The sequence below is a fragment of the Bradyrhizobium sp. 14AA genome, assembly GCF_054185205.1.
On the sequence record NZ_JAVAYM010000012.1, the window covers coordinates 159,530 to 173,209 of the forward strand.

Below are 13,680 nucleotides of genomic sequence, written 5' to 3' on the forward strand. Positions count from 1 at the left end.
GGTGACACCACCATGGCGAGGTGCATGCGGCTTGGCGTGTTAGAAGTTGTTAGGAGTTGCGAGCGAGCAGTATGGCTGTATCTCGTTGAAGATACTCTCAATTCAGGGTGCCAAGGAGCTCCCTCGCGGCGACCAGATCGCGGCTCTGGAGGCCCTCCTGATAGCGCGCGACGAGCGGAATGAGCAGGGCGCGCGCGTCGGCGGCCTTGCCGGCCCGGTCCCAGATGCGGCCGAGGCTGATCGCGCCGCGGAGCTCCCAGCCGAGCGCGCCTTGCCGGCGCGACAGATCGAGCGACTTGCGCAAGGTGCTTTCCGCCTCGGCCGCGTTGCCCGACTGCGCAAGGATGTCGCCCTTGATCCTGAGCATCTCCGGCATGTCGAAGGATTCGCCGTGATCGGGGATCTCTGCGATGGCCTCGTTGATCGTCTGCAAGGCCTCGCCGGGCTGGTTCTGGACGGCGAGACCCTCCGCGAGCGCCGTCGCAAACACCGTCGTCATGATCCGGTGCCGCGTCGCGTACAGCGTGGCCTGGCTGCGGCGAAGATGTTCGATGCCGGCAGCGACCTCGCCGCGGCGCAGCAGCAACTCGCCCTTCTGGCCAATGCCGACCGCATGATAGGGGCCGAGGAAGTGCCGCGCGGAATGGTCGATCAGTCGCTCGATCAGGGTTTCGGCACTGGCCCAGTCGCCGACCCAGAGGAACACATAGATGGTCCAGATCAGGGAGATGCCGAGGGTGAGCGGCTGTTCGAGCAGCTCGGCCTCGCGCACCGTGTATCTGGCCGCCTCGATCGCACGATCCGGCCGGCCGGTGAGCCACAGCCCGCGCGCCAGCGCCACCAGCGCGACGATGCGGTCGTCATAACCGAGATGGCCGATATTTTGCCGCTGCGAGCCGGGATTGTGCACCATCGCGCTCTCGCAGAACTGAACGGCCTTGTCCTGGTTGCCGATCAGATGATGCGCCACGCCCAGCATCCATTCCACGTTCAGCATGGCGGCGGGATCATTCAGCTTGCGCGCAACGCCTTCGCCCTGCTCGCCGGTTTCGAGTGCGCCGTGAAAATCTCCGACCCTGGTCAAATAGATGTGCAATCCGCGCAGCAGCCACAGCTGCCAGTGCAGATCCTCGAGCTCGCGGGCAAGCTGGAGACTGCGCGTGAACGCCGACCGGACCGCTTCGGTGTTGCCTTGCGTGAACATCACGGAGACGCCGAGCGCGGCCTGTAGCGTCATCTCCTGGCGGCTGTCCAATGGGCTCGTATCGGAAGCGGCCAGCGCCTGCTGGGTCCAGCGAAAACACTCGGTCAGCAATGTCAGCTCGAGGAAGAATTGCGCCGCCGAGGCGGCCAGATCCACGCCGATGGTCCGGTCGCCGCCGTCCGAAAAGCTGAAGGTCAGTGCGGCCCGGACATTGGGCAGGTGGTCGGCATAGGGAAGGAAGCCGCCCGCACTCTGCATGCCCGTGGATTTGAGCGCGATGTCGCGCAGGAAATCGCGGAAATACTCTGCGTGGGCGCGCGCGACGCGCACCGCTTCCCCGTGCTCGACGAGCTTGTCGCCGACGAAGGTACGCGTGGTGTCGAGCAAGCGGTAGCGCAGTCGCCGCTCCGCGGGCGAGGTCGCGATCAGCGATTTCGAGAGCAGGTTGGAGATCGCCTCGACCGCTTCGGATTCGCTGATGCCCTGGCACGACGCGATGGCAAGCGCGGCCTCCAGGGTGAACGGCCCGACGAACACCGACAATCCGCGCAACGTCGCGCTTTCGGCCGCCGGCAGCAGATCGTAGCTCCAGGCGAGCGCGGCGCTCAGGGTCTGGTGCCGCGGGATCGCGGTGCGCCGTCCCCGCCACAGCAGCGAGAACCGGCTGTCCAGCAGCGATGCGGTCCCGGCAATGCCATAGGCGTTCACGCGTCCGGCCGCGAGCTCGATCGCGAGCGCGATGCCATCCAGCCGCCGGCATATCTCGGCGACGAGCGGCGCATCCTCCTCGCTGAGCTCGAATTCGCTCAGGCTTTCGGCAATGCGCTCCACGAAGAGCTGGCTTGCGGGATAGGCAAGGATGTCGGCGATGCCGAGCCCGTCGCGCTCCGGCGGGCAGTCCAGCGGAAACAGCCGGTGGACGCGCTCGCCCTCGGTGCGGAAGGATTCGCGGCTGGTGGCGAGAATATGAAGCTCGCCCGCTTCCCGGACGATGTGCTCGGCCAGGGGGGCGAGCTCGTCGAGGATATGCTCGCAACTGTCGAAGACCAGCAACATCCGCCGGCTGCGCAGGAATGTCAGCAGGCCGGGCATCGGGTCGTCGGAATTGACGGTCAGGCCCAGCGTGGCCGCAATCGTTCCGGGAATGAGCCGGGTGTCCGTCAGCGCGCCGAAATCCACCAAGAACACCTGGCCGTCGAATGCGGCGAACTCGCCATGCGCGACGGCGAGCGCGACCGAGGTCTTGCCGATCCCGCCGGGGCCGACGACCGTGACGAAGCGATGCTGGGCGAGCTCGGCGGAAATCCTCTCGACCGCATCGTCTCGCCCGATCATCCTGGCCAGCGGTGAGGGCAGCGAGCGGGGCGAAGCTGCGGGCGAACTGGTCCGGTTCTCCGAAGGGGCAGCCCGGAGCAGCGGGGCCACGAAACAATAGCCGCGCCCGGGCACGTTGACGACGTAGCGGGAGCTTTCGCCGCTATCGCCCAACGCTTTGCGCAACGTCGTGATGTGGAAGCGCAGGCTGCCTTCATCGACGTTGACGTCGGCCCATACGCGCTTGATCAACTCCCGCTTGTCGACGACCTCGCCGGCGCGCTCGGCGAGAAAAATCAGGATGTCGAGCGCACGTCCGCCGAGGTGAAGCGGGGCACCGTCCTTTTCGATGAGGCGCGACTTTGCGAACAGCCGGAATGGCCCGAAGGAAATAGCCGCATCCTGGTCGTCAGTGTCCGGCACGCGCCAATAATTCCAGTGAAGGGGCTGATGTCTGCGCTCTGATCTACCAGAACGACGTCATCAGTAAACTGATCGAAAGTGGCGAAATCGCGTGGTATCAGTCGCAAATTTTGCTTAAACGCGAGCAGCTTATGACGCGACCGCGACAATTCGTCAGTGCGCTTGACCCTCACGACGAGGGCCTCCGCTGCGAAAGTATGATGCCTGCGATCATAACAGAATCTTGCAACGTCTAACGCGCCAAGCGCGCGCGATGCATCCAGTATGGCTTTCGAGTTAGGTCCTGTTCCAACCGGGAGGCTATCATGTCCGCTATCGGCCCCAAGTCGGACGGCGGCACCGTTCGATCTCAATTCGTCGCCGGTCTCGACGATCAGTCGCGTGATTGGGAACTCGTGCTGAGGGAATCCCACCATCGCATGAAGAACACGCTGACGCTGCTGGGTGCGTCAGTCCGCCGCGATTTCTCGCGCGCGGGCACGAGGGACGTGTCGCTTGCGGTGGACCGGTTCGAGCGTCGCATCGTCGCCTTCGGCAGGCTGTATCAGCTGCTGTCCGACAACGACGATCCATCGATGGTCTCGGTCGAGAACTTCTTCGAAAACCTGTGCGAAGCGATCTCCGAGGCCGTGCTGGAGCCGGCGGGAATCCGCTGCGAGGCCGCGATCGAAGGCGGCACGTTGCAGGCATCGCAATGTCACCGGCTCGCGTTGATGCTGACGGAGCTGGTCACGAATGCGGCAAAGCACGCCTTCCCGAACAGGAACGGTGCACTGATCCGCATCGACGTCGCGCGCCGCGACGGCGCCTGGGTCTGCACGGTGGCGGACAACGGCATTGGTGCGACCGGTCCGCTCCGGGGCACCGGCAGTCGCATCCTCGAAGGGCTCGCCCGCAGCATTCATGCACGGCTGCATGGCGAAGCCGGGCGGGGCGGCACGCGGGTGACCATCGTGATGCCGGTCGCCACCTGAAGGACAGCCTCAACTCACACCACGGGAGTTCGAACATGGCCACACTCGACATCGACCGCGACGCCGCGGCCAAGTCTTCGAAATCACATGATGACGATATGAAGCTCGAAGTCGTCGTCATTCCGGTGTCCGACGTGGATCGCGCCAAGGCGTTCTATGCGCGGCTCGGCTGGCGACTGGATGCCGATTTTGCGTCAGGCAGCGAATGGCGCGTGATCCAGTTCACGCCGCCGGGTTCGGCCTGCTCGGTGATCTTCGGCAAGAATGTCACGGCGGCGGCGCCAGGCTCGGCGCGCGGCTTGTATCTGATCGTCTCGGATCTGGAGGCCGCGCGAAAGGATCTGCTCGAGCGCGGCATTGCCGTCAGCGAATCTTTCCACGGTGCCGGCGACGTTCATGCCGGGCCTGACGAGCCATACCTGTTCGGCAGCGTCCGGGTCAGTGGCGCTGACCCGAAGCGGGGCAGCTACAGCTCATTCGCGTCGTTCAGCGATCCCGACGGCAATGGCTGGCTGTTCCAGGAGGTCACGACGCGACTGCCAGGACGCATCGCGGCGGACGACACGAGATTCGCATCACACACCGATCTCGCCGCGGCGCTGCGCCGTGCCTCCGTGGCGCATGACGAGCATGAGAAGCGCACCGGCGGGCACGACGAGAACTGGGCGGACTGGTACGCCGACTACATCGTGCGCGAGCAGGCCGGCCAGCCGCTGCCAACCTGAAGCAACTGCATTCTCGGCTCACGGCGCGGCCACTTCGCCGCCTGTGGGCAGCCTGCGCTGTTCTCTGCGGAAGTGCGCGCCGCGTTCCGTCTGCTGCGTCGGTCGATCTGAAATCAGCACATATCAGGAGCGAAACCATGAACCGTCCCGAACCCATCGTCGCCACCGAAGACATCCGCCTCGAGCGCCGCCTGCCGTCCTACTGGCGCGTCACCTTCAACATGCCGCCGGTGAACATCTTTGGCCCAAAACAACTTCCGCTGCTGGGCGATATCGTCACGAAGATCGAGACCGATCCGGACGTGAAGGTCGTGGTGTTCGACAGCGCCGTCGAAGGTTTCTTCATCACGCATTACGATTTTCTCGCGCCGCTGGAGGACTCTCTCGGCATCCCGCCCGGGCCGACCGGGCTTCAGGCGCTGCCCGACATGCTGGTGCGTCTCAGCCGAGCGCCTGTCGTCTCCATCGCCGCGATCCGGGGGCGTGCGACCGGTGTCGGCAGCGAGCTCGCGCTTGCCAGTGACATGCGCTTTGCCAGCCGCGAGAAGGCGATCCTGTCGCAATGGGAGGTTGGAGCGGGCCTCGTGCCCGGCGGCGGGCCTATGGCGCGGCTGCCGCGCCTGATGGGTCGCGGCCGCGCGCTCGAAGTGCTGCTCGGCGCCGATGACATCCACGGCGACCTTGCCGAGCGCTACGGCTATGTGAACCGCTCGCTGCCGGATGCCGAGCTCGACGGCTTCGTCGAGGCGCTGGCCATGCGCATCGCCTCCTTCGACAAGGAGGCGATCGCCGAGACCAAGCGTCTCGTCGACGTCGCGAGCCTGCCGCCGGATGCCGAGATCAAGCCGGAGTGGGACGCGTTCATGGCAGCGATCGGCCGCCCCGCGAGCCAGGGCCGCCTCAAGAAGCTGATGGCGCATGGCTTCCACCGTGCCGGCGACGTCGAGAACCGGCTCGGCTTCCATTTGGGGCAGATCGGGATCTGAAGGAACCGCTATGGCGCCGGGCCGGTTGGAGTGGCGGCAGGCGGCCATGCCGAGTCGCCTTTCCACCGGTGATCAAACAAACCAGGAGAATTGAGATGATCCGCAAGGCGAAAGCAGTATGGAAGGGCACCGGCCGCGATGGCACGGGCCATCTGTCGAGCGAATCCGGCGTGCTCGCGGAGACGCCCTATTCGTTCAAGACCCGTTTCGAGAACGAGAAGGGGACCAATCCCGAGGAATTGATCGCCGCGGCCCATGCCGGCTGCTTCACCATGGCGCTGGCCTTCGGGCTTCAGCTCGCGGGCTTCACGCCCGACGAGCTGTCGACGGAGGCCGCGGTGACGCTCGAGCCCGAAGGCAAGGGGTTCAAGATCAGCAAATCCGCACTGACTTTGCGCGCGAAAGTGCCGAAACTCGACGACGCCGGCTTTGCCCGCATCGCCGGCGAGGCGGAGAAGAACTGCCCGGTGTCGAAGGTGCTCAACGCCGCGATCACGCTCGACGCCAAGCTGACGTGACCAAATGCAGGGAGCGGTGCCATGTCTCTTCAAGATCTGCCTCGTCAAGATCTGCCTCGCCAACATCAACCGGATGAAGACAGGTTTCGGGTGATCCTGCCCGAGGACGTCGCATGGCAACCGTTCCCCGCATTCCCGCCGGGCGCGCGGCTGGCCGTCATGGTGGGACATCCAGCTGAACCCGGACCCTATGTGGTCCGGGTGAAGGTGCCGGGCGGCACCAAGCTGATGCCGCACAAGCATCCGGAGGACCGCATCTACACGGTCATGTCGGGTGTATTCTACATCGGACTCGGCGAAAGTTTCGATGGCGACAAGGTCAAGGCCTATCCGCCGGGCAGCGTCATCGTCCTGCCGGGCGAGACCTGGCATTTCCATTGGGCGAAGTCCGGCGAATACGTCACCCAGGTTTCCGCGATCGGCCCATTGGGTCTAGAATATCACGATGACCACGATGATCCGCGTCAGCAGAGAGCGTGACTGGCCTTGATCCGATCCAGCCGCTCAACGGCATAGGAAGGCTTTCAGATGATCATCACTGGCGTGGAAGCCGTTCCGCTGAGGATTCCGTTCAGGGCCGGTACCAGATCCGAAGCGTCGGCTTGGGGTGACAGCAATCTTCCAGCCGCCGACGCGCTGCTGGTCCGGGTGACGACCGATCAGGGGGTGACGGGATGGGGTGAGGCGTTTGGCTTTCGTGCCGTGGCTTCCGCCAAGCTCGCGATTGACCGAATGATCGCGCCGCTCTGTATCGGCAAGGATGCCACTGGGATCGAAGCCTTGATGCTGGACGTGCAGAAGAAGCTGCATGTCTTCGGGCGCGCTGGTGCTCTGGCCTTCGGGATTTCGGCGGTCGATATCGCCCTCTGGGACATCGCGGGGAAGGTTGCCAACACGCCGCTGTATCGCATGCTCGGTGGCGGGCCTGCGGATCTGCCCTGCTATGCCAGCCTGGTTCGCTATTCGGATCCCTCGCTCCTTCGTGCCGGTGTCCGACAGGTGATCGACGCCGGCTTCGGCACGATCAAGCTTCACGAGATCGAACTCGCCGCGATCCGGGCGGCGCGCGATGAGGTGGGGCCCGGAATAGCAATCACGCTCGACGTCAACTGTCCCTGGACCCTGACCGAGGCACGCGCCATCGCGAGCGATCTGAGAGCGGTCAATCTCAAATGGCTGGAAGAGCCGCTCTGGCCGCCGGAGAATTTCGCGGGCCTTGCCGAGTTGAGGCGATCGGAAGGCATACCCATCGCGGCGGGCGAGAATGTCTACACGCTGATGGATTTCGAGCGTCTGCTGGCGGCGAAGTCGGTCGACTTCGTTCAACCGAGCCCCGCCAAGATGGGCGGCGTGAGCGAATTGCGGAAGGTCTTTCCGCTCGCCGCGGTCCACAACACCGCAGTGATGGCGCACTCCTTCTACGACGGCCCCGGCCTGCTGGCGGCGATCCATGCGACCGCGGCACTCGGTTCGGCCGATTCCATGATCGAGTGGCGCTGGTTCGATCTCGAAGCCACGATCTATGGTGCCGCGCTCGAGCCTAAGCGCGGCCGCGTCGCCGTCCCCAGGGGGCCGGGTCTTGGTCTTGATCCGGATCCCGATGTCGTGCGGAAATATCGGCTGGACCTGTAAGCGATTGCATCTCGATCAAGTGGAGACATGAACATGACGACTGAGCGCGCTGTTTTGGCTGGAGGTTGTTTCTGGGGCATGCAGGACCTGATCCGCAGGCAACCGGGGGTGATCTCCACCCGCGTCGGCTATACCGGCGGCGCGGTGAAGAATGCCACCTATCGCAATCACGAGGGCCACGCCGAGGCGATCGAGATCGTCTTCGATCCCGCGAAGACAAACTTTCGGACCATGCTGGAGTTCTTCTTCCAGATCCACGATCCCACCACGCTCAATCGCCAGGGCAATGATCGGGGCACGAGCTATCGCTCCGCGATCTTCTATACCAGCGACGAGCAGAAGCGGATCGCCCAAGACACCATCGCCGACGTCGAGGCTTCCGGTCTGTGGCCCGGCAAGGTGGTGACCGAGGTCGCGCCTGCGGCTGAGTTCTGGGAGGCCGAGCCCGAGCACCAGGATTATCTCGAGCGCTATCCGGACGGCTACACCTGCCACTTCATCCGGCCCGACTGGAAGCTGCCGCGCCGCGCGACAGCCGTGGGAGGCTAGACCTCGTTGGCGCGCGCAGTCAGGCGCGCAATTGCGCCATCAAGTCGCGCGCGGTGCGGATGTCGGCGATGTCGGCGCCTTCCGGGAAGGACCCGGAGACGTTCTCCAGAACGGCCCGAGCGTCCGCGCTCTGGCCGGCCCCGATCTTGAACCGCGCGAGGCTGGTTGCAGAGCGCAGCTCCCAGAAGCGCGCGCCCTGCCGGGCCGCCATGTCCATGGCCTGGCGAAAGCGCGCCTCGGCGTAGCCTGAATGTCGCGCGCTTCTGAGCATCAACTCGCCCTTGATCCGGATCAGCTCCGGCAGATACCAGAGCTCCTGCCGGTCGTTGCAGCGGGTCAGGACATCCTCGATCACGTCGAGGCCGCGGTCGATCTGGTCGGCCTCCAGGAAACCGGCCGCGAGCTCGCCGAGCAGGGGGAGAAAGCGCGGCAGGAAGCGCGCATCGCCGGCGTGATTGAGCTCTTCGCGCAGCTGCGGCAGTCCGGTCGCGATATCGCCGCGTTTTGCCATGACCGCCGCGTTGAAGGCGCGCGCCCACAGGCCCCACAGCCGAATGGCGTGGCGCTCGGTGTGTTCGAGCAGCTCGGCGCCGTGGCGCTCCGCGGCCTTGAAATCGCCGGACCAGAAAGCGATCGGGCAGGCGGCCTGTCCCAGCACGCTGCAGAAGGTCAGCGCGTGGCCGTTGGAGCGGCCTTCTTCGATGTTTCTGGCGGCGAGCGCCTGGGCCTGATCGGCGAAGCCCTGGAGCCACAGGATACGGGCGCGGAAATATTGCGTGGATATTCTCAAGTCGAGCGGGAAGATCTTCGGCTTCTCCGCCAGCACATGCAGTGACGCATGCACCCGGTCGATGCGCAGTCGGGCGTCGTTCTGATCTCCGAGATAGTGCAGCGCGACCGCCGTCAGCCGGTCGCCGAGCATCACATCGGTCCTGTCGGGCGAGTTCGCCGCGGCATTCGCAAAACGATCGGCGAGCGTCCGGGCCTTGCCGAACTGTCCGTTGTTGAACTGGTCGATGCACAGGCCCCACAGCGCACGCAGGCGGAAATCCTTGTCGTCGAGCCTGTCGGCGAGTTCGAGAGTCGTCTCCAGGATCGGGCGCGCCTCGCGCGCGCGACCCTCGCCGTACATCAGCGACCAGCCGAGTGCTGACAGCAGCTGCATGCGGATGCGGTCATCGCCGGTGTCTCCGAGCGCCGCCAGTGCCGTTCTGCATCGTTTCCGACATTCGGCGAACAGCGAACGGCGCACCCACAGCGTCACCGCGGCTGCCGTCAGGGCGATTCCCAGCGCAACGTCGCCGTCGGGCGCGAACGCCCAGTCCAGCGCCGCGCGCACATTGTCCAGCTCCGCGCCATAGACGCTCAGCCATTCGGGCAGCGGGGCCGATGTGTCGGCCTCCGCGTGCGCGAAGAGATCGCGAAAATGCTCCGCGTGGCGGTGCGCGAACTGCCTGGTTTCGCCGAGCTCGTTGAGCTTCCCGAACGCGTAGGTGCGCGTGGTGTCGAGCAGGCGATAGCGCAGCGTCCGCGAGCCGGACGGCGCGATCAGCGATTTGGTGACCAGATTGTCGATGGCCTCGAGCGTTTCCGATTCGCTGAGGCCGTCGCCGGATGCCACTGCGGCGGCCGCCTCCGGCGCGAACGGCCCGGCGAACACCGACAAACGTCGCAATGTGGCGCTCTCGGCAGGAGGGAGCAGATCGTAGCTCCAGTCGAGCGCCGCGGCGAGCGTCTGGTGGCGCGGCACGGCCGTGCGGCGGCCGCGCCATTGCAGCGAAAAGCGGCTGTCGAGCAGCGATGCGGTGCCGGCGATCCCGTAGGCATTGACCCGGCCAGCCGCGAGCTCGATGGCCAGCGCAATGCCGTCGAGGCGGCGGCAGATGCTCGCGACGAGCGGCGCCTCTTCGGCACTGAGCTGGAACGGACCCGAGCTCTGCGCGATGCGCTCGACGAAGAGCTGGGCCGCGGGGTAGGCAAGGACCTCGGCGACATCGAGCCCTTCGCGCTCCGGCGGACAATCCAGCGGGAACAGCCTGAAGATCCGCTCGCCTTCACTGCGAAACGATTCGCGGCTGGTTGCGAGAACGCGAAGCTGCGGCGCTTCGCGAACGATGCGCTCGACGAGCGGCGCCAGATCATCCAGCACGTGCTCGCAGCTGTCGAAGATCAGCAGAGCCGGGCCGATCTTCAGGAATGTCAGCAGGGCCGGGGTCGGATCCTCGGCGCTGATGGTCAGTCCGAGCGCGGAGGCGATGGTGGTTGCGACGTGGCTGGCATCCCGCAGCGGACCGAAATCGACAAAGAAAACCCGCCCGCCGAAATCGGGGGAACGGCGATGCCCGACGGTGACGGCGACGGCAGTCTTGCCGATGCCGCCCGGGCCGACCAGGCTCATGAAGCGATGGAGCGAGAGTCCGTTCGATATCTTTTCGACGACCTCTTCCCGTCCGATCATCTTCGAGAGCGGCGTGGGAAGGGAGCGGGGAGGCAGGATGTCGATGGTGGGCTGTACGGCGGACGGAGCGGCCTGAGCGAACGAGGCGACGAAGCAGTAGCCGCGCCCGGGCACATTGACGACATAACGGGCCGACTTGCCGGTGTCGCCGAGCGCCTTGCGCAGCGCTGCGACATGGAAGCGCAGGCTGCCCTCGTCGACGTTGACGTCGGCCCAGATGCGCTTGACCAGCTCCCGCTTGTCGACGACTTCCCCCGGGCGCTCCGCGAGGAAAATGAGGATATCGAGCGCGCGGCCGCCGACATGAAGCGGCGCGCCCTCCTTTTCCAGGAGCCGGGACTTCGGAAACAGTCGAAATGGCCCAAATGAAATGGCCGAGTCTTCGCTACGATCTGGCACGCGCCATTACCCCCGCGACGGGAGTCAGAGGTATTTCTTTCTGGTCTATCAGAACGAAGCGTACAGTAAACTGGCCGAAAGCAGTGGGCAGGGCCGGCAGCCCTGCGCGGGCAGCTTGGGTTCGCCATGTCGTCGAAATAATGCTTGAAAACGAATGGCTTAGGCGGATGCGACAAGGCGATGACGGCGCGGCTCGTCCGGACGGAGCATTGACTGCGGTGACGGATTGCTGCGATTGGACGGTTCGCGAGCCGGTCCCGCCTCGACAGTGACTGCTGCCGGCTTCCGGAATTCGGACATGCCTTCCTTCTCGCGACGACATTTCGTCCATGCGCTATCGGGCGCAGCGGCGCTGGCGGCCTTTCCGCGCAGCGGACAGGCCTCCGATTATCCGTCGCGTCCCATTCGCCTCGTGATTCCGTACGGGGCGGGCGGATCGGGCGACCAGATCGGGCGTCCCTGGGCGGAGAAGGTGTCGTCGCTGCTTGGACCGGCCTTCGTCGAAAACATCAGCGGTGCGGGCGGCGCGATCGGGACTGCGACGGTCGCGCGGGAACAGCCCGACGGCTACTCGCTGCTGCTCGGAAACGACAGCACGCAGGCCATCATTCCGTTGATGTCGCAGAATCCGTCCTACGCGATGGGCGATTTCCGGGCGATCTACCGCCTCATCAGCAGTGCGCTGGTTTTCGCCATCCACCCGTCGGTGCCCGCCGCAAATCTGCGCGAGCTTGTCGCCTACGCGGCGGCCAATCCGGGTAGGCTGTCTTACGGCACGCCCGGCATCGGGAGTGGCAATCATCTGGTCGGGGAATCCTTCAAGCAGCAGGCGGGTGGTCTGGACATCGTCCACGTTCCGTATCGGGGCATCGCGCAGGCGAGCAACGACCTTGTCAGCGGCCAGATATCGCTCGTCATTGCCGTCATGTCGGTGCCATTGCAGCAGCTGAGCCAGACCGGCAAGATTCGGCTGCTCGCGGTCGCCACCGAAAGGCGGCTGAGCAGCGCGCCCGACATTCCGACTGCCATCGAATCCGGCATGCCGGGCCTGCGTTATGACGGCTGGTTCGGCCTGTTCGCGCCTGGGCACACCGACGATGCGATCATCGCGCGGATCGCGCAGGCGACGCGCCTCGCCATGGCCGATCCGGCGCTCCAGGCAAGCTATCGCGCCCAGGGCATGGAGCCGGACGGCGATTCGAGCCCGGACAAATTCCAGCGCATTGTCGAGGCCACGTCGGCGAGCCTCGCGCCCGTGATCAAATCGATCGGACTGAGCAATCCGTGAGGCCGTTCACGCGTCGACGGGTGCCTGGCGCTGGTCGGCCGTGACGATGCGGGCCGACAGCGTGACGAGACCCATCAGCCCGGCCAGCAGCCAGAACGCCGTCGGCAATCCGCCAATGCGAGCGACGAAACCGACGCCGGCGGGACCGATGAGGATGCCGGCATAGCCCGCGGTGGTGATCGCCGCGACCGCGAGCCCTGTCGGCATCACCGTCTGCCGGGCGGCGCGGCGGAACAGCACCGGCACGAGGTTCGAGGCGCCGAGGCCGATGAACAGGAAACCCGCGATGGCGACCGCCGCGACGGGCGCCGTGAGCAGGACCACGAAGCCCGCGACCGCGATGAGGCTGCCCCAGACCAATGTCTTGAGGTCTCCGATGCGCGCGACGACGGCGTCGCCGCCGAGCCGTCCCATCGTCATCGCGATCGAGAACACGATGTAGCCGATCCCTCCCTGCGCCTCGGAGACGAGGCCCGCGCCGATCACGAGCAACGCGCCCCAGTCGAGCATCGCGCCCTCGACGAGGAAGGTGATGGCGCCGAGCAGCGCCAGCAGCAGCACCGAGCCGTGCGGCAGCACGAACAGCGGTCCCTCCTGCACCTGCGCCGAGCGGAGCAGGCGCGGCCATGTCGCCAGCATCGCGATCAGCATCAGGGCCGAGCAGATCAGCGTGCAGGCGAGCGCGCCGAGTTGCAGCGAGAGCAGCGCCGTCATCAGCGCCGATCCTGCGAAGCCGCCGATGCTGAACAGGGCGTGGAAGCCGGACATCAGCGGGCGCCCTGCGGCGCGTTCCACTTCGACCGCATGGATGTTCATGGCGACGTCGATCGAGCCGAGCGCGGCACCGAAGGCGAACAGCGCGAGCGCCAGCGTCGCGGGCGAGCTCGCCACCGCCAGCAGCGGCAGCGCCAGTGCAAGACCGAGCCCGCCCGCGATGATGATCGGCCTGCTGCCGTAGCGCGCACTCAGGACGCCGGTCATCAGCATCGCGACGACCGAGCCGATGCCGAGGCTGAGCAGGAGCAGTCCGAGCACGCCGTCGTCGACGCCGAGCCGCGTCTTCGCGAACGGCACCAGCGGCGCCCAGCACGCGATGCCGAAGCCGGCGACGAGGAAGGCGAGCCGGGTCGCAAGGCGCGTCGCCGGCCGGTCGGCAGAAGACATGAGAACCCCGGGGACGTGGCAAGGAGGGCGCGATCCACAAGCCTGA

At 65.8% G+C, this 13,680-nt stretch carries 11 protein-coding genes; 8 read left to right on the forward strand and 3 right to left on the reverse strand.

Annotation, left to right across the window (positions count from 1 at the left end):
• Positions 1 to 97: 97 nt before the first annotated feature.
• Positions 98 to 2,941: an ATP-binding protein gene (locus RAD15_RS22320; RefSeq protein ID WP_458180331.1), complete on the reverse strand. Its 2,844-nt coding sequence runs from the start codon at positions 2,939 to 2,941 to the stop codon at positions 98 to 100.
• A 305-nt stretch (positions 2,942 to 3,246) separates the two neighbouring features.
• Between RAD15_RS22320 and RAD15_RS22325 the strand changes: the two genes are divergently transcribed.
• The 7 genes from RAD15_RS22325 (at position 3,247) to msrA (ending at position 8,325) form a co-directional block, all read left to right on the forward strand.
• A complete protein-coding gene (locus RAD15_RS22325) occupies positions 3,247 to 3,915 on the forward strand; it encodes a sensor histidine kinase (RefSeq protein WP_458180332.1) in 669 nt (222 codons plus the stop codon).
• Positions 3,916 to 3,950: 35 nt separating this feature from the next.
• Entirely contained in the window at positions 3,951 to 4,640 is a 690-nt protein-coding gene (locus tag RAD15_RS22330) for a VOC family protein (RefSeq protein ID WP_458180333.1), read from the forward strand.
• A gap of 137 nt (positions 4,641 to 4,777) precedes the next feature.
• A complete protein-coding gene (locus tag RAD15_RS22335) occupies positions 4,778 to 5,626 on the forward strand; it encodes an enoyl-CoA hydratase/isomerase family protein (RefSeq protein ID WP_458180334.1) in 849 nt (282 codons plus the stop codon).
• 95 nt (positions 5,627 to 5,721) lie between these two features.
• Complete coding sequence (locus RAD15_RS22340; RefSeq protein ID WP_458180335.1) at positions 5,722 to 6,144, forward strand: OsmC family protein; 423 nt, start codon at positions 5,722 to 5,724, stop codon at positions 6,142 to 6,144.
• Between the two features lie 21 nt (positions 6,145 to 6,165).
• The gene (locus RAD15_RS22345; protein ID WP_458180336.1) at positions 6,166 to 6,624 is read left to right on the forward strand and encodes a cupin domain-containing protein; all 459 of its coding nucleotides are present in this window, start codon (positions 6,166 to 6,168) and stop codon (positions 6,622 to 6,624) included.
• 48 nt (positions 6,625 to 6,672) lie between these two features.
• Positions 6,673 to 7,776, forward strand: coding sequence for a mandelate racemase/muconate lactonizing enzyme family protein (locus RAD15_RS22350; RefSeq protein WP_458180337.1), 1,104 nt, complete (start codon positions 6,673 to 6,675; stop codon positions 7,774 to 7,776).
• Between the two features lie 33 nt (positions 7,777 to 7,809).
• Positions 7,810 to 8,325: a peptide-methionine (S)-S-oxide reductase MsrA gene (gene msrA / locus RAD15_RS22355; protein ID WP_458180339.1), complete on the forward strand. Its 516-nt coding sequence runs from the start codon at positions 7,810 to 7,812 to the stop codon at positions 8,323 to 8,325.
• A 19-nt stretch (positions 8,326 to 8,344) separates the two neighbouring features.
• Here msrA and RAD15_RS22360 read toward each other — a convergent pair whose 3' ends face one another.
• Positions 8,345 to 11,182: an ATP-binding protein gene (locus tag RAD15_RS22360; RefSeq protein ID WP_458180340.1), complete on the reverse strand. Its 2,838-nt coding sequence runs from the start codon at positions 11,180 to 11,182 to the stop codon at positions 8,345 to 8,347.
• Between the two features lie 298 nt (positions 11,183 to 11,480).
• Here RAD15_RS22360 and RAD15_RS22365 point away from each other — a divergent pair, with 298 nt between their 5' ends.
• Positions 11,481 to 12,470, forward strand: a complete 990-nt coding sequence (locus tag RAD15_RS22365; protein ID WP_458180341.1) for a Bug family tripartite tricarboxylate transporter substrate binding protein — start codon at positions 11,481 to 11,483, stop codon at positions 12,468 to 12,470.
• Positions 12,471 to 12,476: 6 nt separating this feature from the next.
• Here RAD15_RS22365 and RAD15_RS22370 read toward each other — a convergent pair whose 3' ends face one another.
• On the reverse strand, positions 12,477 to 13,634 hold the full coding sequence (locus RAD15_RS22370) for an MFS transporter (protein WP_458180343.1): 1,158 nt from the start codon (positions 13,632 to 13,634) through the stop codon (positions 12,477 to 12,479).
• Positions 13,635 to 13,680 lie beyond the last annotated feature (46 nt).

Coding starts and splice junctions, on each gene's coding strand:
- RAD15_RS22350 (WP_458180337.1), top strand. CDS start 6,673: ATGATCATCACTGGCGTGGAAGCCGTTCCGCTGAGGATTCCGTTCAGG.
- RAD15_RS22325 (WP_458180332.1), top strand. CDS start 3,247: ATGTCCGCTATCGGCCCCAAGTCGGACGGCGGCACCGTTCGATCTCAA.
- RAD15_RS22330 (WP_458180333.1), top strand. CDS start 3,951: ATGGCCACACTCGACATCGACCGCGACGCCGCGGCCAAGTCTTCGAAA.
- msrA (WP_458180339.1), top strand. CDS start 7,810: ATGACGACTGAGCGCGCTGTTTTGGCTGGAGGTTGTTTCTGGGGCATG.
- RAD15_RS22335 (WP_458180334.1), top strand. CDS start 4,778: ATGAACCGTCCCGAACCCATCGTCGCCACCGAAGACATCCGCCTCGAG.
- RAD15_RS22370 (WP_458180343.1), bottom strand. CDS start 13,634: ATGTCTTCTGCCGACCGGCCGGCGACGCGCCTTGCGACCCGGCTCGCC.
- RAD15_RS22340 (WP_458180335.1), top strand. CDS start 5,722: ATGATCCGCAAGGCGAAAGCAGTATGGAAGGGCACCGGCCGCGATGGC.
- RAD15_RS22345 (WP_458180336.1), top strand. CDS start 6,166: ATGTCTCTTCAAGATCTGCCTCGTCAAGATCTGCCTCGCCAACATCAA.
- RAD15_RS22365 (WP_458180341.1), top strand. CDS start 11,481: ATGCCTTCCTTCTCGCGACGACATTTCGTCCATGCGCTATCGGGCGCA.